The sequence below is a fragment of the Propioniciclava sp. genome, from assembly GCF_047602245.1.
Lineage (GTDB): Bacteria > Actinomycetota > Actinomycetes > Propionibacteriales > Propionibacteriaceae > Propioniciclava.
The window spans coordinates 3,054,818-3,077,589 of the sequence record NZ_JASGHT010000001.1; the positions used below are offsets into that span (position 1 = coordinate 3,054,818).

Genomic DNA, 22,772 nt, shown 5'->3' on the forward strand with positions numbered 1-22,772 from the left:
TGACGCCGAGGAGTGGGGTCCTGGGTGTGGCGGGCATACAGGCCGCGATGCGCGTGCGCATCGCTGGCCTCGGGCGGGGACCCCACTCCTCGGCGTCACCGGACGCCACCACAATCCCGGATCACCGGACGCAACCACCACCCGGAGAGGGGACGCGACCACGGGCCCCAGACGCGCGAACGGCGCCCTCCCGAAGGAGGACGCCGCAGGCGTGAGCGCCGGATCAGATGAGGCCGAGCTCGGTGACCGCGTTCTTCTCGTCGACCAGTTCGGCGACGGAGGCGTCGATCTTGGCGCGGGAGAACTCGTTGATCTCCAGGCCCTGGACGATCGAGTACTGGCCGTTGGAAACGGTGCACGGGAACGAGGAGATGATGCCCTCGGGGACGCCGTAGGAGCCGTCGGACGGAACGGCCATCGAGACCCAGTCGCCCTCGGGGGTGCCGAGCACCCAGTCGCGCATGTGCTCGACGGTGGCGTTCGCGGCCGAGGCGGCCGAGGACGAGCCGCGGGCGGCGATGATGGCGGCGCCGCGCTTGGCGACGGTCGGGATGAAGTCGTTCTCGATCCAGGCCTGGTCGTTGACGGCCTCGGCGGCGTTCTTTCCGGCGACCTCGGCGTGGAACAGGTCGGGGTACTGGGTGGCCGAGTGGTTGCCCCAGATCGTCATCTTCTTGACCTCGGTCACCGGGACGCCGAGCTTGGCGGCGACCTGCGAGATGGCGCGGTTGTGGTCGAGACGGGTGAGGGCGTTGAAGCGCTCGTTGGGGATGTCGGGGGCGTTGCTCATCGCGATGAGGGCGTTGGTGTTGGCCGGGTTGCCGGTGATCAGCACCTTGACGTCATCCGCGGCGACATCGTTGAGGGCCTTGCCCTGGGCGGTGAAGATGGCGCCGTTGGCGCTCAGCAGGTCGCCGCGCTCCATGCCCGCGGTGCGCGGACGGGCGCCGACCAGCATGGCCAGGTTCACGCCGTCGAACACCTTGGTGGCGTCGTCGCCGATCTCGACCTTGCTCAGCAGCGGGAACGCGCAGTCGTCCAGCTCCATGACGACGCCTTCGAGCGCCTTCAGGGCCGGGGTGATCTCCAGCAGGCGCAGTTCGACGGGCTGGTCCGGGCCGAGCAGCGCGCCGCTGGCGATGCGGAACAGCAGGCTGTAGCAGATCTGGCCGGCAGCGCCGGTGACAGCGACTTTGACGGGGGCAGTGCTCATGTTTCCTCCACTTTGAGACTAGACGAGGCGGCACCTCTCACACCTCACGAACCTAGCACCGGACGGCGTCCGGCATCACCTTATCCGGACCCTCGACGCTTCCTGGCCCGTGCCTGGACGGACGGGAGGCCACCGGGGACGCGGGGGCGCCTAGGGTGAGAGGTATGCGCCTTTATCTTGTTCGTCACGGACGCACCTCCAGCAATGTCGCTCGGCTGCTCGACACCGCCGTTCCCGGCGCCGACCTGGACGAGGTCGGCCGCAGCCAGGCCGAGTATTTGGTGGAGCGCCTCGATGGTCACCATTTCGAGGCGGTGTACGCCTCCGATCTGGTGCGCACCCAGCAGACGCTGGCGCCGCTGGCGTCCGCGCGCGGGATGGAGATGACGATCTTGAGCGGGTTGCGCGAGATCCAGGCCGGCGAGGACGAGATGTCTCCGGTGTGGCAGCGCTACGTGGGCACGCTGACCGCGTGGGGTCAGGGCGATTTCAGCGCGAAGGTTCCCGGGGGTGAGGACGCCGACACCTTCTTCGCCCGTTTCGACGATGCGATCGCCCGAATCGCCACGTCGGTGGCGTCCTCGGCGTTGCTGGTCAGCCATGGCGCCGCCTTGCGGATGTGGCTGGCGGCGAGCGGCCGCGGCATGGCGGTGGAGGACATCATCGGACGCCGGATGGGCAACACCACGGTGGTCACCTTGGAGGGAAGCCCGGATACCCGCTGGGAGTTCGTCGACTGGGACGAGGTCGACCAGCCGGGGGAGTGGCCGGTCGATCCGGGCCTGGACGCCGGGGTCTCGGAGACCTTGAGCACCCGCTGAGACCTCGCCGCGTGAGGCCGGGCCTGCTCCTGGACGCAACAAGGGCCCGCCCGAAGGCGAGCCCTTGCTGAGGCGTCCGGTCAGTGAGCGATGGCTCCATCGGCGCCGGCGCCGGTCATCGAGCGGACCTCCATCTCGGCGGCCTTGCCCGGATCGGAGACTTCCTTGCTCAGCACCGTGCCCAGCCAGCCGGCGAAGAACGCCAACGGGACCGAGATGATCGCCGGGTTGTCGTAGGGGAACCAGGCGAAGCTGGCGTTGGGGAACATCGCGCTGGCCAGCGGTTTGGCCGCACCCAGCGGCGTGGAGACGGCCGGGGAGAAGATGATCAGCGTCAGCGAGCTGATCAGGCCGGCGTAGATCGACCACAGCGAACCCTGGGTGTTGAACCGCTTCCAGTACAGCGAGTACAGGATCGACGGCAGGTTCGCCGACGCCGCGACGGCGAAGGCGAGCGCCACCAGGAAGGCGATGTTCATGCTCTTGGCGAAGATGCCGCCGAAGATCGCGAGCGCGCCGATGACGAGCACGGTGGTGGTCGCGACGCGGCGCTCGACGGCCGGGTCGGCGTTGCCGTCCTTCAGCACCGAGTTGTAGATGTCGTGCGCGAACGAGGCGGACGCCGTGATGGTCAGGCCGGCGACCACCGCGAGGATCGTCGCGAAGGCGACGCCGGCGATGACGGCCAGGAAGATGGTTCCCGGCATGCCCTGGCCGGGCAGGAAGAAGGCCAGCGCGGGTGCGGCGGCGTTCGCCTTGCCGGGCAGTTCGCTGATGGTCGCCTGGTTGACCAGCGCCGCGGCGCCGTAGCCGAGGACGAGGGTGAACAGGTAGAAGGCGCCGATCAGGCCGATGGCCCAGGTCACCGACTTGCGGGCTTCCTTGGCGGTGGGCACCGTGTAGAAGCGCATCAGCACGTGCGGCAGGCCGGCGGTGCCGAGCACCAGCGCGATCGACAGCGAGATGAAGCCGACCGGGTCCTTGTACTTGTCGCCGGGGGCGAGCATCTGCGGCTTGTCGTTGATCTCGACGGCCTTGCCCATCAGGGCGTCCAGGTTGAAGCCGAACTGGGCGAGCACCCAGACGGTCATGATGCCGGCGCCGGCGATGAGCAGGACGGCCTTGATCATCTGCACCCAGGTGGTGCCCTTCATGCCGCCGATGAGCACGTAGGCGATCATCAGGACGCCGACGATGACGATGACCAGGTTCTGCGCGAACTCACCGGAGATGCCGAGCAGCAGCGACACCAGGCCGCCGGCGCCGGCCATCTGGGCGAGCAGGTAGAAGAACGAGATGGCCAGCGTCGAGATGGCGGCCGCCAGGCGGACGGGCTTCTGCTTCATCCGGAAGGAGAGCACGTCGGCCATCGTGTACTTGCCGGTGTTGCGCAGCGGCTCGGCGACGAGCAGCAGAGCGACCAGCCAGGCGACGAGGAAGCCGATGGAGTACAGCAGGCCGTCGTAGCCGTTGAAGGCGATGGCGCCGACGATGCCGAGGAAGGACGCCGCGGACAGGTAGTCGCCCGCGATGGCGAAGCCGTTCTGGGTGCCCGAGAAGGAGGCGCCGCCGGTGTAGAACGACCCAGCCGACTTGGCCTGATTGGCGGTCACCTTGATCACGACGGTCAGCGTGCCGACCACGAACAGGGCGAAGACGATGATGTTGAAGACGGGATCGCCGAGCTTGATGGCTTCGAGGGTGATCACTTCGCCGCTCCTTCCAGGCGCTCACGGATCCGCGAGGCGATCGGGTCGAGCTTGGTGTTGGCGTGGCGGATGTAGAGCCACGTGATGAGGAAGGTGGTCAGGAACTGCAGCAGGCCGAGGAAGTGGCCGACGTTGAAATGCTCGCCGAACATCGGCGTGGACATGAAGTCCTTGGCGTAGACGGACGCGAGGACGTAGGCGAAGTACCACACCAGGAAGGCGATGGTCATCGGGAAGGCGAAGCCGCGGAAAGTCCGGCGGAGCTCGCCGAATTCCTCCGAGTTCTGTACTTCGATGAAGGCCTGCTCAGGAATCTGGGCTTTCCGGCCTGGGGTCGTGTGCTCAGCGGGCCCGCCCGGCTGAGAATTCTGGGATGACATGCAACCTCCGTTGGTCAAAACGGCCATCACGCTGGCAGCCGCACACTAGGTGCAGCGTGGCACCGGCTGCCATCTCAGCCGCCCACTTCGCCGTGATCGTTGCGAAGTCGTGACAAAACCTCGACGCCGAGTATCTCGACGCCGAGTATCTCGGCGGGTCGGGCGGTTGCGGTACCAGGTCAGCGGAACACGACGGTCCGCGCGCCGTCGCGGAACACCCGGTGTTCGGCGACCAGACGGACGGCCTCGGCGAGAGTGCGGGTCTCCTGCTCCTGGCCCATGGCGGTGAGTTCGGCGACATCGGCGGCGTGGTCGACCCGGGTGACGTTCTGCTCGATGATCGGGCCCTCGTCCAGGTCGGGGGTGACGAAGTGCGCGGTCGCACCGATCAGCTTCACGCCGCGGTCGTGCGCCTGCCGGTAGGGGTTGGCGCCCTTGAACCCGGGCAGGAACGAGTGGTGGATGTTGATCGCACGCCCCTGCAGCGCCTCGCACAGCTCGGGCGACAGGATCTGCATGTAGCGCGCCAGCACCACCAGTTCGACCCGGTCGGCTTCGACCCGCTCCAGCACCGCGCGCTCGAAGGCCGCCTTGGTGTCGGGCAGCACCACGTGCTCGGCGAAGGGCACCCCGTAGAAGGACGCCAGCGGCGCCAGGTGGGGATGGTTGGCCATCACGCCGGTCACCTCGATGGGGAGCAACCCCGACCGCGTCCGGAACAGCAGGTCGTTGAGGCAGTGCCCGGCCTTGCTCGCCAGGATCAGGGTGCGGCGCGGGCGTCCGACCGAATCGAGTCGCCATTGCGCGTTCAGGTAGGCGGCCAACGGTGCCAGCGCCTCCTCGAACCGGGCCCGCTCGAAGCCGGACTGCACCTGCAAGCGCATGAAGAAGCGGCCGCTGCTCGAGCTGAACTGCTGCAGTTCGGTGATGTTGCCCAGCGCGGTCGCGACGGCGCCGCTGACGGCGTGGACGATGCCGGGACGGTCGGCGCACTCGAGGGTCAGCACCCAGTGGGAGGAAGTGGTCACAAGGGGCTATCTTACCGGCGAGCGCCCGGCGCCTCGGCGGGCGGCCGAGCGTGGGACCGGGCAGCTACAGGCCGGCGGCGTCGAATACCTCGGCAGCCTTCGCGCGTCCCAACGCGATCAGCTCGCCGGCGCGATGGAAGTCGAACGTGGAGCCGACGTCCTGGGCGAACTCGACGAACACGTCCGGCGGGCTGGCCGCCATCCGGAACCGGGTGATCAGCGACTCGGCCACCTCCAGCGACAGCGAGACGACGTCGGTGGTGCGCAGGCCGCGGGGGAGCTCGCCGAAGTCGAAGTCGCGCGGGGCCGTCTCGGTGTCGGGCGTGACCGGTTCGGCCGCCAGCTGACCGACCGCACCGTCGGCCGGCCCTGTGTCGGTGCCGAACCGCTCCAGCCACCACTCCCGGACGCCACGCACCGCGCTCGACTCCAGGACGCCGCGGACGGCGTCCGATTCGAACAGCTCATGGCGCACCCAGTCGCCCAGCTCACCGAGGATGCCCTCGGTCTCGGCCGGCGCGGTGAGCGGGCGGGAGCTGCCGGCCTCGCCGCTGCGGCGTCCCGACAGTGAGACCGCCACGGTGAGGTCGGCGTCCGCACCCAGCAGCGCGTCCACCGGAACCGGGTTGAGCAGGCCGCCGTCGGCGAGCAGGCGTCCGCCCACCACGACCGGGGTGAAGACCGAGGGAATGCCGATCGAGGCGCGCATCGCGGTCGCGACGGAGCCGCGCTGGAACCACACCTCGCGGCCGTGGGTGAGGTCGGTGGCCACCGCCGTGAACGGGATCGGCAACTGCTCGATGCGGGCGCCGTCCAGCAGGCCGGCGACCCGCTCCATCACCTTCTGCCCCCAGAACACGCCCGGGCCGGTGAAGGCGGGATCGAGCAGGCGCAGCACGTCGCCGCGCTGGAGCGTGGTGACCCATTCGACGTAGTCGGCCAGCTTGCCGGCCGCTTCGAGGCCGCCGACGAGGGCACCCATCGACGTTCCGGAGATCGCGGCGATGGTGTGACCGCGGGCGTGCAGTTCGTCGAGGACGCCGATGTGGGTGTAACCACGGGCTCCGCCCGAGCCCAGCGCGAGAGCGATTCGCATACCCCCAGGGTAAGAGCACACCGTGAGATATGCTCCCTGGGCGCAGGCGAGTCAGCGTCGTGGCGCCCCCTCGTTCAGTTTCACACCCGGAGTCCTCGATGCCCGAATCGCCCGCAGCTGCGCCGGCGCCGCGGACCTTCCTGCCCGAGATCCAGGCGTTGCGTGCCCTGGCCGTGGGCTCGGTGATCACCTTCCACCTGTGGCCCTCAGATCTGCCGGGCGGCTATGTCGGGGTGGACGTTTTCTTCGTCATCTCGGGTTTCCTGATCACCAGCCACCTGCTGCGCGAGGTCGACAAGACCGGACGCGTCCGGCTGGCCTCCTTCTACGCGCGCCGGATGAGACGGCTGTTGCCCGCCAGCCTGCTGTGCCTGGCGGTGAGCACCGCGGCCGCCCTGTGGCTGCTGCCCTCGCAGCTGGCGCGTGCCGCGGCCCGGGAAGCGATCGCGAGCACCCTGTATGTGCAGAATCTCTGGCTGGCCGGCCGCGCGGTCACCTATTCCGCCTCGAACGAGGTCGCCTCGCCGGTGCAGCACTACTGGTCGCTGTCGGCTGAAGAGCAGTTCTACCTGGTGTGGCCGGCGCTCATCCTGCTCGGCGTCCTGCTCGGCCGCCGGCTGCTGAAGGGTCATGTGGTGCCCACCGTCGGGGTGATCCTGGCCGCGGTCGTGGCGGCGTCACTGGTGCATTCGGTGCTGTTCACCGCCGCCGATCCGGCCGCCGCCTATTTCGTGACCACCACCCGTGCCTGGGAGTTCGGTCTCGGTGCGCTGGCGAGTATCGTGCTGCCCCGGGTGCGCGTGCCGGGCGCGCTGGCGGTGGTGCTGCGCTGGGCGGGCGTGGCAGCCATTGCCTGGGCGGTGGCGACGCTGTCGCAGGACACCGCGTTCCCGGGCGCGATCGCGCTCGTCCCCGTGCTCGGTACGGTCGCCGTGATCGCGGCGGGGGACACCGGCAGGTGGGATCCGCTCTCGTTCGTCGTCGGCTTGCGCCCGGTGCAGTGGCTGGGTGATGTGTCCTACTCGGCCTATCTGTGGCACTGGCCGTTGATCGCTTTGGGGCCGTTCGCGCTCGGGCACGCCCTCGACTGGCCCGAAAAGGCGGCGATCCTGGTGGCGACGGGTGTGCTGGCGCACGCCTCCCGCGCCTGGGTGGAGCAGCCCTTCTTGTCGGACCGGTTCCGCCGAGCCCGGGCCTGGCGGACGATCGTCGCCGCCTTCGTCGTGATGGGCGCCCTCGTGGGTGGCGTCAGCGCCTGGACTTCCTGGTCGGACCGGGTGGAGCAAGAGGCCGCGCGGGAGCGGATCGAGCGGATCGAGCAGGCCGAGCGGATCGAACAGTCCGAGCAGGGCCAGCGCAGCGAACAGATTCCCCCGGACTCGTGCTTCGGTGCCCTGGCGGCGGTCAACACCGAGCGGTGCGGGTCGGCGTTCGCGATGCCGCTGCAGGCTCCGGTCACCGAGGCCGATTCGCCGTGGCAGATGGACGAGTGCGTCGAGGAGGTCTGCTGGAGCGGGGAAAGGCCCGGCAAAGTGCTCGCGATCGTCGGAGACTCGCACGCCCAGACGCTGTATCACGCGCTCAAGCCGACCGCGGACGCCCACGGTTACGGCATTCAGCTGTTCCTGCAGCACTCGTGCCCGGCGAATATCGCCGGCACCACCGCCTTCGAGGGCGACGCCTGGGAGCCGGCCTGGTGCGCCGACTGGGCGCGCGGTCTCGCCGATCAGCTACGCGCCGCCGATCCCGACGTGATCATCACCTCCGCGTCCACGGGGGCGACGTTCGCCGACGTGGAGACCGGACGCCGCGGCTATCACGAGACCTGGGCGTCCTGGACGCCGATCGCGCCGGTCATCGTCGTGCGGGACTACCCGCGCACCGGCGGGGTGTGGGGGCCGCAATGCCTGGCTTCGCACGCCGATCCGCTGGAGTGTGCCCAGCCCCGCCAGGTGGCGCTTCCGGTCGACGTGGCCCACCTGGCGGCGCTGGACGGCCTGCCGGACGTCTCGGCGGTCGACCTGACCGACCTGTTCTGCGACGAGACGACCTGTTACCCGGTCGTGGGCGGGCTGCCGGTGTACTACGACCGCGACCACATCACCCGCACCTTCGGGTTGTCGATGGCGCCTATTCTTGCCTCCAGGATCACGCTCCCGTAGTGCGCCCCGGTGCGTCGGCGCGGTGCGAGCCACTAAGGTGGTCCGAGACGTTTTCTACCCCGCAGGAAGGGGAATGGGCAGTGGCAGCAGATCTGGTCGTCGTCGGGTCGGGGCTCTTCGGCCTCACCATCGCCGAACGAGCCGCGAACGATCTCGGGCTCGAGGTCGTCCTCATCGACCGCCGCTCGCACATCGGCGGCAACGCCTATTCCGAGGCGGACCCGCAGACGGGCATCGAGGTGCACCGCTACGGTGCGCACCTGTTCCACACCAGCAACGAGCGGGTGTGGAACTACGTGAACCGGTTCACGTCGTTCACCAACTACGTGCACAAGGTCTACACCCGCCACCGCGGCGAGGTGTTCCCGATGCCGGTGAACCTGGGCACGATCAACCAGTTCTTCCGGGCCGCCTACTCGCCTGCCGAGGCCCGCGCCTTGATCGCCGAGCAGGCCGCCGAACTGGGTGGCAAGGATCCGGCGAACTTCGTCGAGAAGGGCATCTCGCTGATCGGGCGTCCGCTGTACGAGGCGTTCATCATGCATTACACCGCCAAGCAGTGGCAGACCGACCCCGAGAAGCTCGAGGCGTCCATCATCAGCCGGCTGCCGGTGCGCTACACCTACGACAACCGCTACTTCAACGACACCTGGGAGGGCCTGCCCACCGACGGCTACACCGCGTGGCTGGAGCGGATGGCCGACCATCCCAAGATCGACGTGCGGCTGAACACCGACTTCTTCGACGCCTCGCAGCCGATCAACCGCGACGCGGTGCGCGGCAACATCCCGGTGATCTACACCGGCCCGGTGGATCGCTACTTCGACTACGCCGAGGGTGAGCTGGGCTGGCGCACCATCGACCTGGAGGAGGAGGTGCTCCCGATCGAGGACTTCCAGGGCACCTCGGTGATGAACTACCCCGACCCCGATGTGCCGTTCACGCGCATCCACGAGTTCCGGCACTTCCACCCCGAGCGCGACTACACCAAGGACGCGACGATCATCATGCGCGAGTACAGCCGGTTCGCCGGCCGTGACGACGAGCCGTACTACCCGATCAATACCGACGCCGACCGCTCGGGCCTGCTGCGCTACCGCGACCGGGCCAAGGCGGAGTCGGACGTGTTGTTCGGTGGGCGCCTGGGCACCTACAAGTACCTCGACATGCACATGGCGATCGGCGCGGCGCTCAGCATGTTCGACAACAAGATCCGCCCGCACTTCGCCGAGGGCACCCAGCTCGAGAGCGGCGGCGTCGACGCGTGAGTGCCGCCTGGGAAGCCGAGGACGGATTCGTCCGTCCCGGGGGCGGTCTCGGGCTGATCGACGCCATCCGTAACCGCTATCTGCTGAAACTGCTGGTTCGCAAGGAACTGCGGGTGCGCTATCGCGGCTCGGTGCTCGGCATGCTGTGGAGCTACGTCAAGCCCGCCGTGCAGTTCGCCGTGTTCTATTTCGCGGTCGGCGTCTTTCTCGGCATGAACAGGGCGGTGCCCAACTTTCCGCTGTACCTGTTCTCGGGGATCATCGCGATCAACTTCTTCAACGAGGCGTTCGGCAACGCCACCCGCGCGGTGGTCGGCAACTCCGCGCTGGTGAAGAAGATCTATCTTCCCCGGCAGTTGTTCTGCGTGTCCTCGGTGTACGTGGCCGGTGCGCATTTCGTGCCCCAACTCGTGGTGCTGCTGGTCGGCTCCTTCGCGATGGGGTGGCGTCCGGGCCCGTTGAACCTGCTCGCGGGCCTGGGCGGTTTCGCGATCCTGACCCTGCTGGCGCTCGGTCTCGGCCTGCTGTTCGGTGCGATCAACGTGCTGGTGCGGGACGCCGAGAACCTGGTCGACCTGATCGCCATGGTGGTGAGCTGGACCTCTCCGGTGCTCTACCACTGGAAGAACGTGTGGGAGGTGCTCGGCGGGGGCGCCGGGTGGACCATCTACCAGCTGAACCCGATCACGCCGGCCATCGAGCTGTTCCACTACTGCTTCTGGGCGCCCACCCGGGGCGTCACCTACGAGTCGGTGCCCGGGCTGCCGCTGTGGGCGATGATCGCTGCGGCGGCGTCGGTGGCCGTTCTCGCCTTCGGCGAAGCCGTTTTCCGCAAGCTGGACGGGCGTTTCGCCCAGGAGTTGTGACGTGACCGCGACCCCCGACACCACACCACGCGTCGTCGTCGACGACGTATCGAAGATCTTCAACATCCGGCACACGCACTCGCTGAAGGAACTGATCGTCGCCAAGGTCAAGGGCCGGCGCGAGGCGACCGTCGACGAGTTCCACGCGCTGGACCACGTCAACTTCACGGTGCGTGACGGCGAGGCGGTCGCGCTGCTCGGCCTGAACGGCTCGGGCAAGTCGACGCTGCTGAAGCTGATCTCGGGCGTGATGCGCACCGACGGCGGGCAGATCCTCGTCCGTGGCAAGATCGCCGGCCTGATCGAGGTGGGCGCGGGCTTCCATCCCGACCTCACCGGCCGCGAGAACGTCTACCTCAACGGTGCCATCCTGGGCATGACCGAGGAGCAGATCGAGGCGCATTTCGACGAGATCGTCGCCTTCAGCGAAATCGAGGAGTTCATCGATACCGAGGTGAAATTCTATTCCTCGGGCATGTTCCTGCGCCTGGCCTTCGCGGTGGCGGTGCATACCGATCCGGATGTGTTCCTGGTCGATGAGATCCTTGCGGTCGGCGACGAGCCGTTCCAGAAGAAGTGCCTCGCGCGCATCCGTGAACTCAAGGATTCGGGCAAGGCGCTGGTGATTGTGAGCCACGATCTCGATATGGTGGCGAAGCTGTGTGACCGTGGGATCCTGCTGCGACGTGGCAGGATCGTTCACGATGGAGATGTCAACGAGGCAGTCGCGTTGTTGCGCGGCTGACGACACCATTCGAAGGATGAGGGAATGTCTACTGCACCCGACACACGTGCCGAGGGCAGCACGCCGGCGATCTCGGTTCTGGTGCCCATCTACAACGTGGAGCGCTACCTCGACGAGTGCCTGGCGAGCCTGAAGGCGCAGACGTTCACCGACTTCGAGGTGATCTGCATCAACGACGGCTCGACCGACTCCTCGCGCGCCATCATCGGCCGCTACCTGGACGCCGACCCCCGATTCCGGGTGATCGACAAGCCCAATTCGGGGTACGGCGCCTCGATGAACCGTGGCCTGGACGAGGCGCGCGGCGAATTCGTCACCATCCTCGAATCCGACGACTTCATGGAGCCGGGCGGGCTGGCCGCGCTGCATGAGGCGATCGTCCGTCACGACGCCGAGGTCGCCAAGGCCAACTTCTGGCTGTACTGGTCGACGCCGAGCGAACGTGACGACTTCTTCGAGGTCTTCACCCCCGATGTATGCGACCGGGTGATCGACCCGCGCGTCGATGACAGCGTCTTCTACGCCAAGCCGTCGATCTGGTCGGCGCTGTACCGGCGTCGCTTCCTGACCGAGCACGGCATCCGCTTCCTGGAGACCCCGGGCGCCTCCTTCCAGGATCTGAGCTTCACCTTCAAGGTGTGGGCGTGCGCCAGCCGGCTGACCTGGGTCTACCCGGCGTTCGTCCACTACCGCCAAGACAACGAGAACTCCTCGGTGAACTCGATGGGCAAGGTGAACGCGGTCTTCGACGAGTACGGTGAGATCGGGCGCTGGCTGGCCGGGCGTCCCGAACTCGAGGAGCGCTTCGCCCGCGTCAAGGCGAAGATGATGTACGACTCCTGCATCTGGAATTACGAGCGCGTCGCCGACAAGCACAAGGTGGAACTGCTCACTCTCACCCGGGATGCTTTCCTGGCCGAGCAGGCCGCCGGCCACCTCGACATCCGGCTCTTCGAGCCGTGGAAGCTGACTGGCCTGCAGACCATTCTGCTGTCGCCGGCGCGTTCGCACGCCGAGCGCTCGGTGCCCGAGAGCACCTTGAGCAAGGTGAAGCGCAACCTGCGTGCCGGAGGCCCCAAGCGCGTGCTGGTCGCCGCGAGCCGCGCCCTGCGCGACAAGGTGCGCTGATGCCGCGGCTGTCGATCGTCCTTCCGGTCTACAACGTCGAGCGCTACCTCGCCGTCTGCCTGGACACGGTGCGCCAGCAGAGCGTCACCGATCTCGAGATCGTCTGCGTGGATGACGGCTCCACCGACCGCAGCCGTGTGCTGCTGGAGATGGCGGCGGGCGTCGATCCGCGCGTGGTCATCGTCACGAAGGAGAACGGGGGACTGTCGTCGGCGCGCAACGCCGGGCTGGACGCCGCCACCGGTGACGTGGTCTGGTTCGTCGATTCGGACGATTTCGTGCACCCCAAGGCGTGCGCGACGATCCTGGCGGCGTTCGAGGAGACGGACGCCGAGGTGGTCACCTTCGGCGCCTACCCGCACCCGGGTTCGCTCGGTAACGGCTGGCTGCACCGGACGCTGACGCCGCGCGCGCGCCTGTTCCAGGGCTTCCACCCCGATCTGCTGTTCGCCGAGGCGTCCCGGCCGTTCGTGTGGCGCAGCGCCTTCCGGCGCGACTTCCTGCTGCGCGAAGGGCTGCGGTTCGACGAGAGCGTGCCTTTCGGCGAGGATCAGGTGTTCTACTTCGAGGCCTACCCGCTCGCGCGGGTGACCGCGCTGATCGCCGACAAGCTGTACTACTACCGGGTCTCCCGGCCCGATTCGCTGATGGCGAGCCGGTTCGCCGAGCGTGCCACGATGATGACCGAGCACCACCACATCACCCGGGTGATCCTGGACTGGTGGCGCGAGCGCGGTTGGCTGGACGCCTACCGCGCCGAGATGCTGGGCTGGGTGTTCGAGTTCCTCGCCACCGACGCGATCGGAGAATCCGGCGAACTCGGGCGCGACCTGCTCGCCTCGTTCGCCCGGCTACTGGGCGAGTTCTTCCCCGACGGACCCTGGCTCAGTGCGCTCCCGGCAGCCACCCAGCAGCTGTACGCGGAGTTGGCCGGCGGCCAGCCGGGCTCGGACGAGCGCTCCCGCCAGGCCGCTCTGCTCGCCTGGCAAGGTGCGCGGGGACCGGAACACGCGGCGCGCGCGCTGGCACGGCGGGTGCGCGACAGCGCCACGGTGGCCAAGGCCCGGGGTGTTGCGGGGCGGATCATGCCCGCCACCGTCCGCGCCGAACGGGACCGGTTCCGTGAACTCGCCGAGCAGATGGAGGACCAGGCCCAGCGTCAGCAGGCGCTGGCGATGCTCGAACTGGAGTGGCGGTTCACCGTCCGCGCAGACGGGTGAGCGCCGCGTAGAGCGCGCGACGCGGCCCCGCGGGCACGAAACGCCACGTCGTCCGGATCGCCAGGTTGCGGACGAACTGGAGCCGTGTCGTGAAGCCGATTCCGCGCAGCTTGCGCTGCAGGGCGATCTCGGAGCGCCACAGCGTCCAGCCGCCGCGCCGGTCGTAGGCGCCCGCGCCGACCCGGTACAGCACCAGGGGTTCGGTGACGTTGCCGACCCGGGCACCGTGCGCAAGCATGCGCGCGAACAGCCAGTAGTCCTCGAGGCGGTCCAGATGCTGGTAGCCGCCGGCGGCGAGGACGGCGCTGCGCCGGAACACCACGGCCGGATGGTTGAACGGATCCCACAAGGTCGCCAGCGTGCGGATCTCGTCGGGGTCGCTGGGCCAGGTGCGGACCAGTCCGGTCTCGTGCTCGTCGTCGGTGAACTCTGCGATGGCCGCCGAGATCAGGTCCAGCCCGTCCGCGACCAGCGGCACCTGGCGTGCGAAGCGCGCGGGCAGCGAGATGTCGTCGGCGTCGGCGCGGGCGACGATCTCATGGCCGCACGCCTCCAGACCCGCGGTGAGCGCGCGGGCGAGCCCGACATTCTCCGGCAGCGGGACCAGCGTGACCGGCACCTGGTCGGTGAGGCGGCCTGCCGCCAGGTCGTCGAGGACGGAGCGCAGCCCGTCGGGAACGGGTCCGTCGACGACGACGACGAGCTCGGACGGCCGCAGGGTCTGCTCGCCGGTGACCGAGGTGACGGCACGGACGAAATGGGCGGGCTCGTCGCGTCCGTAGACGGGCAGCAGCACCGAGAACGGGACGGTCTCAGGCACGGCCCGCACCCTTCTCGACAGCGGCCACGTCGGCGGCGACCGGGGTACCGGCCAGCACCTGGGTCGTGGTGCGCGGCGCCCGGCGCGCCTGGGCGAGGCCCTGGCGTCCGTAGCCGGCCAGGGCGGCGCGGTCGCCGGACCGGGCCAGCATGCGCACCCAGCGCAGGAGGGTGGAGCCCGCGTACAGCGCACGGTCGCGCGGGCCGAGCGCGTCCGAGCGGGTGAACAGCCAGGCCTTGTTGCGCACCTCGTTGACGAAGCGGGCGCCGGGATCGGCATCGGAGGAGCCGAAGACCTTGGTCAGGTGATAGACCCGGCTCGCGGGTACGTACAGCCCGACACCGTCGCGCAGCAGCCGGGCGGTGTACTCGAAGTCGTCGTTCCACAGGAAGTAGTCGGCGATCGGCAGTCCGTGGCGGCGGATCGCGCCGGCGTCCAGCAGGATCGACACGAAGGACGCCGAACGGATCGGGTACCCACCGGCCCGTTCGGCGGACTCCCGGTCGGCGCGGGAGGCGCCGGGACGGACCCGCGGCGTGTTCATCGGGTGCTCGCGCCCATCCCGCCAGTCCGCGCGGGAGGCCGCCACGCTGACCTCGCCCGGGTAGGCCGCGCGCGCGTCCAAGAGCGCCTGGAGCGCGGTGGGGGTGGGCACGGTGTCGTCGTCCATGATCCACACCGCGTCGGCGTCGTGGCTGACGATCGCCCGCGCGATGCCGGCGGCGAACCCGCCCGCCCCGCCGGTATTGGACGGCAGGGTGACCACCTCGGTGACCGCCGGATGCCCGGCCGCCAGCGCCGCGGTGTCGTCGGTGGAGGCGTTGTCGATCACGACCACGGCGTCCAGAGGGCGGGTCTGCGCGGCGAGCCCGTCCAGGTTCTGGGCGAGGAGATCGCGCCGGTTCCAGGCGACCACCACAGCCACCACCCGTGCGCGTTCCGGTGCGTCCTGATTCACGCCAGAAACCCTAGCCGAGGCCGCGACGAGGGCGGTTCCGCCACCCCGATACGATGGAGGGGTGGATTCGACGCTCTCCAACATCCTGCTCGTCTTCCTCTTCATCCTCATCGGCGGTGTGTTCGCCGCGGCCGAGATGGCTCTGGTCTCGCTGCGCGACAGCCAGGTGAAGGCCCTCAGCACCCGCGGCAAGCGCGGCCAGACGGTGGCCCGGCTGGCCGAGGATCCGAACCTGTTCCTGTCCGCGGTGCAGATCGGTGTCACGCTGGCGGGCTTCCTGTCGGCGTCCTTCGGTGCCGCCAACCTGGCCCCGGTGTTCGCGCCGGTGCTGGCCGGCTGGGGCGTCCCGGCGGCGATGGCCGACGGCCTGGCGCTGGTCGCGATCACCATCGTGATCTCCTACTTCTCGATCGTGCTGGGCGAGCTGACCGCCAAGCGCCTGGCCATGCAGCGCGCGGAAGGGTTCGCGCTCACCCTCGGCCCGCTGGTGAACGTGATCGCCCTGATCGCCCGCCCGATCATCTGGTTCCTGGGCGTGTCGACCAACGTCGTGGTGCGCCTGCTCGGCGGCGATCCCCGCGCCGGACGCGAGGAGGTCACCGACGAGGAACTGCGCGCCATGGTGTCCAGCTCGGCGACGCTGGGCGATGAAGAACGCCAGATCGTGGATGAGGTGTTCGCCGCCGGCCAGGTGACGCTGCGCGAGGCGATGATCCCGCGCACCGAGGTCGACTTCCTCGACGGCGATATGCCCGCCCACAAGGCGATCCGCCAGGTCGCCGACGGCTACCACTCCCGCTACCCGGTGGTGGGCCGCGACGTCGACGATGTGCTCGGCTTCCTACATGTGCGCGACCTGTTCGACCTCGACCCGTCCGCCCGGCAGGCCCCGATCAGCCAGCTGGTCCGCCCGGTGAATTCGCTGCCCGACAGCCTGCGCATCCTGCGCGCGCTCTCGGCGATGCAGGCCACCAACGACCACATGGTGATCGTCCGCGACGAGTACGGCGGCACCGCCGGCATCGTTACCATCGAGGACTTGGTGGAGGAGCTCATCGGCGACATCACCGACGAATTCGACTTGGACGACTCCCAGACCCGGCCCAGCGGCAGCGACGACCTGGACGGCCTCGCCACCTTGGAGGAGTTCGCCGAGCGCTGGCACTACGTGATGCCCGAAGGCCCCTACGACACCGTGGCTGGCTACGTGATGGCCGAACTGGGACGCCTGCCCGTCCTCGGCGACACGCTCACCGTCACCCTCGCTCCCACCGGAAGCGGGGAGGGCGACGGCCAGGAGTTCACCTTCACGGTGACCGAACTCGACGGACGCCGCGTGGCGCGGCTTCACCTGACCTCGGCCGCGTCCGGTGCGCCGCGCGAGCCGATCGAGTAGCCTCCCGCGCGTAGGCGTTGCCACGCGCGCGGCGCGGGAAGGAGCCTGGTGCCGGACGACGGAGCAGAGCTGCTCACCTCCGATGGGGTGGGCGCGCTGCTCAGCGCTGCCGTCGGCCACGCCGGCGGCACCCTCATCGAGTGGGTGCTGGAGCACATCGACACCAACCCGCACCAGTCGACCACGGCCACCTACGGCGCGGTGGTCGATTGGCCGTTCGGGCGTCGTGAGGAACTGTTGGGCGTGAGCGCGCGCGCCAACGGACTGTCCGCCTCCGATTCGCGGGCCGAGATCTTCGCCGACGGCGACCGGGAGGTCGCCGTCTGGCTGTACCCCAACGACCCCGATCTGCCCGGGCTGGCGCGCGCCGCCTACGCCGGTTCGATGGCGGCGGTGCTGAACGAGGCGCGCCTGGGGGACCGGACGCTGACGGCCGACGATATCGAGTTGGAGATGGTGGCCTACCGTCCCCGGCGCCGAGCGGTGCTGCGGGCGGCTGTCCGAGGTGGTGAGTCGTTCTTCGTCAAGGTGCTGCGCGCCGCCCTGGCCGACCAGGTTGCCCAGCGGCATGCCCTGCTCACCCAGGCAGGCGTGCCCGCGCCCGAGATCGTTGCCCGGACCAGTGACCACCTGGTGGTGCTGCGGCAACTGCCCGGGCGTCCGCTCGCACAAGCTGTGTTCGACCCGGTGGCGCCGTGTACCGCCGAGCAGCTGATCGGCATGCTGGACGCCATGCCGCCCGCCGTCGCCGCGCTGGAGCGGCGGCCGCCGTGGGCGGACGCGGTCGACCACTACGCGCGGATCATTGGGTCCGCCTTGCCCGCGCAGCAGCCTCGGCTGGAATGGCTGGCCCGGCAGATCCAATCGGGCCTGGCGGGCATCCCGCCCGGGGATGAGCCCACGCATGGAGACTTCCACGAAGGGCAGGTGCACGTGGCGGGCGGACGGGTGGTGGGCATGCTCGACGTCGACACCATCGGCCCCGGGCGCCGCGCCGACGACCTGGCCTGCCTGATCGCCCACCTGTCCACCATCCAGCGGATGAACGCCGAGCAGACCGAGCGCGTCCACGGCCTGCTGCGCGCCTGGGTGCCGGTGTTCGACGAGCGGGTGGACCCGGTCGAGTTGCGATTGCGGGCGGCCGCCGTGGTGGTGTCGCTGGCCACAGGACCGCACCGCGGCCAGGAGCCGAACTGGGAGCGTGAGACGACCTGGATGATCGATTCGGCGGTGGCGCTGGTGCGCCAGGTGTCGTGAGCCGATCCACCACCAACGACGAGAGGAACCCGATGAGCATCGATGCCGACAAGCTGGTGGCCGCACCCAAGGTGGTACTGCACGACCACCTCGACGGCGGGCTGCGGCCCGCGACCGTCGCCGAACTGGCCGCCGAGATCGGCCACGAGCTGCCGGTGAGCGACCCCGACGCCCTCGGCGACTGGTTCTTCGCCTCCGCCGACTCCGGATCGCTGGTGGAATACCTGACCACCTTCGACCACACCGTTGCGGTGATGCAGACCCGCGCGGCGCTGGTGCGGGTCGCCCGTGAATTCGTCGTCGACCTGGCCGCCGACGGGGTGGTGTACGCCGAGGCGCGCTGGGCGCCGGCGCAGCACGTGGCCGGCGGGCTGACGATGCGCGAGGCGGTCGAGGCTGTCCGCGACGGGCTGGCCGAGGGCGAGGCCGAGGCGGCGGCGTCCGGGCGGACGATCGTCGCCCGCCAACTGGTGACCACGCTGCGCCACCACGAGCCGACCGACGCCGTCGCGCGGCTGCTCGTCGAGGACGGCGAGGCGAACCGGGTGGCCGGGTTCGACATCGCCGGGCCCGAGGACGGTTTTCCGCCGTCGAAGCAGGCGCCCGCACTGGAGTTGATCCGGGCCCATCACCTGCCCTGCACCCTTCATGCCGGCGAGGCGGCCGGGGTGGCGTCCATCGCCGAAGCGCTGGACTGGGGTGCGTGGCGGATCGGGCACGGCGCCCGGCTGGCCGAGGATGTGGAACGTACGGCGTCCGGGTGGAAGCTGGGGGAGACCGCCCGGCGGGTGCGCGAGCAGGGGGTGGCGCTGGAGTTGTGCCCGAGCTCGAATCTGCAGACCGGGATCTGTTCGCGTGTCGCCGATCATCCGTTCGGCGTGCTGGAATCGGCCGGGATGCGGGTCACGGTGAACTGCGACAACCGGCTGATGAGCCGCACCACGATGAGCCGCGAGATGGGCCTGCTGGCCGACGCCTTCGGGTACACACTGGAGGATCTGCGCCGGTTCACGGTGAACGCAGCCGAGGCCGCCTTCGTCGGTGAGACGGCACGCCGCCGGCTGATCGAGGACGCCGTTCTGCCGGGGTATGCGCGTCTGGGGGCCGGCGCCTGAGCCGATAGGCTGGCGTCCATGACTTCTCGGATCCTCACCTGCGCGGCCTGGCCGTACGCCAACGGGCCGCGCCACATCGGGCACGTGTCCGGTTTCGCGGTGCCCGCGGACGTTTTCTCCCGCTACCAGCGCATGGCCGGGAACGACGTGCTGATGGTGTCGGGGACCGACGAGCACGGCACCGCGATCCAGGTGAAGGCCGACTCCGAAGGGCTGACCGCCCGGCAGACCGCCGACAAGTACCACCAGGTGATCGTCGAGGACCTGCAAGGTCTGGGCCTGTCCTACGACCTGTACACGCGCACGACCACGCTGAACCACCGCGCCGTCGTGCAGCAGCTGTTCACCGCACTGCACAGCAACGGCTACGTGGTCGCCAAGACGCAGATGGGCGCCATCTCGCCGTCGACCGGCCGCACCCTGGCCGACCGCTACATCGAGGGCACCTGCCCGCTGTGCGGCTTCGACGGCGCCCGCGGCGACCAGTGCGACAACTGCGGACGCCAGCTCGACCCGTCCGACCTGATCAACCCGCGCAGCCGCATCGACGGCGAGGTGCCGAAGTTCATCGAGACCGAGCACTTCTTCCTCGACCTGCCTGCACTCGCCGAGCAGCTGCAGGCCTGGCTGGCCACCCGCACCGACTGGCGTCCGAACGTGATCCGGTTCTCCGAACAGTTCGCCAAGGAACTGCAGCCGCGCGCCATCACCCGCGACCTCGACTGGGGCGTCCCGGTGCCGCTGGAAGGCTGGTCGGACGCCGCCATGAAGCGCATCTACGTGTGGTTCGACGCGGTGATCGGCTACCTGTCGGCGTCCATCGAATGGGCGCGCCGTTCCGGTAATCCGGATGCCTGGCGCGACTACTGGACCGGCGAGCAGGCCGAGTCGTACTACTTCATGGGCAAGGACAACATCACCTTCCACACCGTCATCTGGCCCGGCATCCTGCTCGGCGCCAACGGCCAGGGCTCGCTGGGCGGCACGCCGTCGGCGTTCGGCGAGCTCGATCTGCCCACCGAGATCGTCAGCTCTGAATTCTTGACCATGTCGGGGTCGAAGTTCTCCTCCTCGCGCAACAAGGTGATCTACGTGCGCGACTTCCTCGCCGAGTTCGGCCCGGACGCGCTGCGCTACTACATCGCCGTCGCCGGCCCGGAGAATCAGGACACCGACTTCACCTGGGACGAGTTCGTCCGCCGCACCAACTACGAGCTGGCCAACGAGTGGGGCAACCTGGTCAACCGGTCCATCTCGATGGCGCACAAGAACGTGGGTGCTGTTCCTGCCGCGTCCGAGTTGCAGGAGATCGACCGCGCGTTGCTGGACGCCTGCAATGCGGCCTTCGTGACCGTCGGGGAACTGCTCGGCCGGGCGCGGTTCAAGCAGGCCATCAGCGAGGCGATGCGCATCGTCAGCCTGGCGAACAAGTACATCTCCGACTGCGAGCCGTGGAAGCTCAAGGCCGACCCGGAACGCCGCGACACCGTGCTGCACGTGGCCTTGCAGGCGGTGCAGGACTGCAACACCCTGCTCACCCCGTTCCTGCCGCACTCGGCCCAGAAGGTGTTCGAGGCGCTCGGCGGCGAAGGCGTCTGGGCGGCCCAGCCGACCATCACGGTCGTCGACGAGGACGACGCCCCGTCCTACCCTGTGCTGACCGGCGACTACGCCTCCGAGCAGGCGGTGTGGGCGTCGCGCCCGATCGCCGTCGGCACCCCGTTGGCCAAGCCGACCCCGATCTTCGCCAAGCTCGACGAGAAGCTAGGCCAGACAGGCCCGTCCTGGGCGCCGGTTCAAGCCAGCTGAGACTCGCCCGGCGCTTCGTCGCGCCGGGCGACTTTGTCGGACGACGACCGGCTGACTGGGCGCGGACGGTGGCGTTCGGTGACCCAGAGCCTGCCTGCGTCTCTCGCAAGAATCAGCCACTCGGCGGGCCCGGAGGGCCGTGTAGCGGCCGCCGAGTGGCTGATTTTTGCGATGTGGGACGCCATGTCCGGGTCAGAGATGCCGCCCGGGCGAGCGTCGGCGGCACGTGGGCGGCGCTGCCCCGTCGGGCATCGAAGTCGATAGTGAAAGAGAGTTCAGGATTCTCTGTCGGGTCGCGTCATCATTTGGGTGGGGGTGGGTCTTTGTGAGTGGGCGGCCTTCGGGGGAGGTGCCGCTCGGAGGGAAACGCAGGGCATTCATGCCGAGAGCGACGCACTTGGGGGAGGGCGTCGCACCGCATGAGTAGCGCTGAGTGCGACGCAACTGGGGGGTGGCGTCTCACCGCGCGAGGAGTGCCGTGTGCGAGGCAACCGGGGGACGCCGTCGCACCGCACGCCGGAGGTGCTGGTGTGTTTTCGTCGGGGGAGAGATGCCTGGCCGGGCCTCGGGACCGTGAGCGGTCCTGAGGTCTACGGCCGGAGCATCGCCCAGACTTACGAGATGGTGTCGTGTTCGGACGCCTGGGCCTGTTGCTGGCTCTGCTCGATCCGAGGTTGGGGTTATCCGAGTTTCAGGTCCTCGTGCAGAAGGCGGTCTGCTTCAGGGCTGCTGGCCCAGGAGTCCACGAGTTCCTTGTCCTTGACGATCAGCGGCGCTGATGCCAGGTACTCCCCAGTTCAGCGTTCTGTACTCGATCCAATCCGTGGCGCTGTCCTGAGAAACGATGTTCTCGCCGACAGGGCCGACGTGTGTGATGGTCCCGTCGGGGAACTCCAGGGTCGAGCCGGACAGGTCGCACCCTGGTGAGCCCAGATTGGGGATGTCCTGAACAGGGATGTGACGGGCTTCGCAGCGGGGGAGGTCTTCAAAGCCTGGAGGGATCCGCACCCCTCGTATCGGCGCACTGCTCTCGTCTGGCGTAGTGCTCACCGGCGCGCTGCAACCGGCCACGAGCGCGGTCAAGGCTGCGCAGGTCAATGCGGCGGTCCGACGCAGCCCGGACGGAGGTGTGGTTAGCATTACCTAACCCTAGTGGAGAGTTGTGGCCAAGCCGACCGCAGTCGTCCCTGCGCTCGAGGCTGCACGGGCGTAGATTGTCCGGATGGGGAGCCGACGTGGACGGTGGAGCGGTGTCAAGACAGGGCTGATCCCTCAGGATCGATCTGAGTTGGCCCGGTATGACGACCTGAGTCGCGAGGAGATGATTCACCTTGCCGCCACCGGAACGCCGGGAGACAAGTCGGACCTCGCGGTCGTCCCCGGTCTGCCCATCGAAGCGATGATCGCGATCGCCACCGATCCGGAGCCCTTCGCCCGGTCCGCGATCTTTACCCGTCGGGATCTTCCTGAGGAGGTGTTTGCCGCCGCCCTCGCGAAATATCCTCTGGATGCTCCTGCGTTCAGTGCGCACTGGTCCGCTCCGGGCCTGCTGATGGAGTCAGCGCCACTCGGGCTTCTCTTGGAGGGCATGATTCAGGGCTATTTCGACCAGAACAGCACGCCCGCTGAGTGCCAGGAGATCGTGTGGAGTCTGAGGAGTGAGGTGATGAGGGCCCGCGACACGGCGCTCACTCTGGGCCAAGCAATCTGGATCGCCGGTCACCAGACGCAGGCGGATGCGGACCCGGAGTGCTAGTTCGGGCACGTCACCGGGTCACGCC

Annotated in this window: 19 protein-coding genes; 12 read left to right on the forward strand and 7 right to left on the reverse strand. The window is 68.8% G+C overall.

Features of this window, described 5'->3' with window-relative positions; all coding sequences use genetic code 11:
• Positions 1–223: 223 nt before the first annotated feature.
• Complete coding sequence (locus QM708_RS14465; protein WP_415110018.1) at positions 224–1,213, reverse strand: malate dehydrogenase; 990 nt, start codon at positions 1,211–1,213, stop codon at positions 224–226.
• A gap of 164 nt (positions 1,214–1,377) precedes the next feature.
• Between QM708_RS14465 and QM708_RS14470 the strand changes: the two genes are divergently transcribed.
• Complete coding sequence (locus tag QM708_RS14470) at positions 1,378–2,034, forward strand: histidine phosphatase family protein (protein WP_415110021.1); 657 nt, start codon at positions 1,378–1,380, stop codon at positions 2,032–2,034.
• Between the two features lie 80 nt (positions 2,035–2,114).
• On the opposite strand, the gene QM708_RS14475 is transcribed toward QM708_RS14470, so the two are convergent.
• From QM708_RS14475 to QM708_RS14490, 4 genes are all read right to left on the reverse strand, one after another.
• Positions 2,115–3,743 (reverse strand): cation acetate symporter, encoded by a 1,629-nt coding sequence (locus QM708_RS14475; RefSeq protein ID WP_415110024.1) that lies wholly within the window; start codon positions 3,741–3,743, stop codon positions 2,115–2,117.
• On the reverse strand, positions 3,740–4,123 hold the full coding sequence (locus tag QM708_RS14480) for a DUF485 domain-containing protein (protein ID WP_415110027.1): 384 nt from the start codon (positions 4,121–4,123) through the stop codon (positions 3,740–3,742). Before QM708_RS14480 ends, QM708_RS14475 begins: the two co-directional genes overlap by 4 nt.
• A gap of 179 nt (positions 4,124–4,302) precedes the next feature.
• Positions 4,303–5,151, reverse strand: coding sequence for a formyltetrahydrofolate deformylase (locus QM708_RS14485; RefSeq protein ID WP_415110030.1), 849 nt, complete (start codon positions 5,149–5,151; stop codon positions 4,303–4,305).
• A 64-nt stretch (positions 5,152–5,215) separates the two neighbouring features.
• A complete protein-coding gene (locus QM708_RS14490) occupies positions 5,216–6,247 on the reverse strand; it encodes a patatin-like phospholipase family protein (protein ID WP_415110033.1) in 1,032 nt (343 codons plus the stop codon).
• Positions 6,248–6,345: 98 nt separating this feature from the next.
• On the opposite strand from QM708_RS14490, the gene QM708_RS14495 reads away from it, so the two are divergent.
• From QM708_RS14495 to QM708_RS14520, 6 genes are all read left to right on the forward strand, one after another.
• On the forward strand, positions 6,346–8,409 hold the full coding sequence (locus QM708_RS14495; protein WP_415110036.1) for an acyltransferase family protein: 2,064 nt from the start codon (positions 6,346–6,348) through the stop codon (positions 8,407–8,409).
• A gap of 80 nt (positions 8,410–8,489) precedes the next feature.
• Entirely contained in the window at positions 8,490–9,677 is a 1,188-nt protein-coding gene (gene glf, locus QM708_RS14500; protein WP_415110039.1) for a UDP-galactopyranose mutase, read from the forward strand.
• The gene (locus tag QM708_RS14505) at positions 9,674–10,543 is read left to right on the forward strand and encodes an ABC transporter permease (RefSeq protein ID WP_415110042.1); all 870 of its coding nucleotides are present in this window, start codon (positions 9,674–9,676) and stop codon (positions 10,541–10,543) included. The genes glf and QM708_RS14505 overlap by 4 nt, the downstream gene beginning before the upstream one ends.
• 1 nt (position 10,544) lies before the next feature.
• A complete protein-coding gene (locus QM708_RS14510) occupies positions 10,545–11,288 on the forward strand; it encodes an ABC transporter ATP-binding protein (RefSeq protein ID WP_415110045.1) in 744 nt (247 codons plus the stop codon).
• 24 nt (positions 11,289–11,312) lie between these two features.
• The gene (locus QM708_RS14515; protein ID WP_415110048.1) at positions 11,313–12,416 is read left to right on the forward strand and encodes a glycosyltransferase family 2 protein; all 1,104 of its coding nucleotides are present in this window, start codon (positions 11,313–11,315) and stop codon (positions 12,414–12,416) included.
• Positions 12,416–13,636 (forward strand): glycosyltransferase family 2 protein, encoded by a 1,221-nt coding sequence (locus QM708_RS14520; protein WP_415110050.1) that lies wholly within the window; start codon positions 12,416–12,418, stop codon positions 13,634–13,636. The genes QM708_RS14515 and QM708_RS14520 overlap by 1 nt, the downstream gene beginning before the upstream one ends.
• Here the strand turns inward: QM708_RS14520 and QM708_RS14525 are convergent.
• Positions 13,614–14,456, reverse strand: a complete 843-nt coding sequence (locus QM708_RS14525; protein WP_415110053.1) for a glycosyltransferase — start codon at positions 14,454–14,456, stop codon at positions 13,614–13,616. The genes QM708_RS14520 and QM708_RS14525 overlap by 23 nt on opposite strands.
• Positions 14,449–15,414 (reverse strand): glycosyltransferase, encoded by a 966-nt coding sequence (locus QM708_RS14530; RefSeq protein ID WP_415110056.1) that lies wholly within the window; start codon positions 15,412–15,414, stop codon positions 14,449–14,451. The genes QM708_RS14525 and QM708_RS14530 overlap by 8 nt, the downstream gene beginning before the upstream one ends.
• Before the next feature lie 61 nt (positions 15,415–15,475).
• Between QM708_RS14530 and QM708_RS14535 the strand changes: the two genes are divergently transcribed.
• The 5 genes from QM708_RS14535 (at position 15,476) to QM708_RS14555 (ending at position 22,747) form a co-directional block, all read left to right on the forward strand.
• Positions 15,476–16,810 (forward strand): hemolysin family protein, encoded by a 1,335-nt coding sequence (locus QM708_RS14535; protein WP_415110059.1) that lies wholly within the window; start codon positions 15,476–15,478, stop codon positions 16,808–16,810.
• A 45-nt stretch (positions 16,811–16,855) separates the two neighbouring features.
• Positions 16,856–18,067, forward strand: a complete 1,212-nt coding sequence (locus QM708_RS14540) for an aminoglycoside phosphotransferase family protein (protein WP_415111450.1) — start codon at positions 16,856–16,858, stop codon at positions 18,065–18,067.
• 38 nt (positions 18,068–18,105) lie between these two features.
• The gene (locus QM708_RS14545) at positions 18,106–19,182 is read left to right on the forward strand and encodes an adenosine deaminase (RefSeq protein ID WP_415111453.1); all 1,077 of its coding nucleotides are present in this window, start codon (positions 18,106–18,108) and stop codon (positions 19,180–19,182) included.
• 18 nt (positions 19,183–19,200) lie between these two features.
• Entirely contained in the window at positions 19,201–20,991 is a 1,791-nt protein-coding gene (gene metG / locus QM708_RS14550; RefSeq protein ID WP_415110062.1) for a methionine--tRNA ligase, read from the forward strand.
• 1,321 nt (positions 20,992–22,312) lie between these two features.
• Positions 22,313–22,747: a hypothetical protein gene (locus tag QM708_RS14555; RefSeq protein ID WP_415110065.1), complete on the forward strand. Its 435-nt coding sequence runs from the start codon at positions 22,313–22,315 to the stop codon at positions 22,745–22,747.
• The last annotated feature ends 25 nt before the right edge of the window (positions 22,748–22,772 follow it).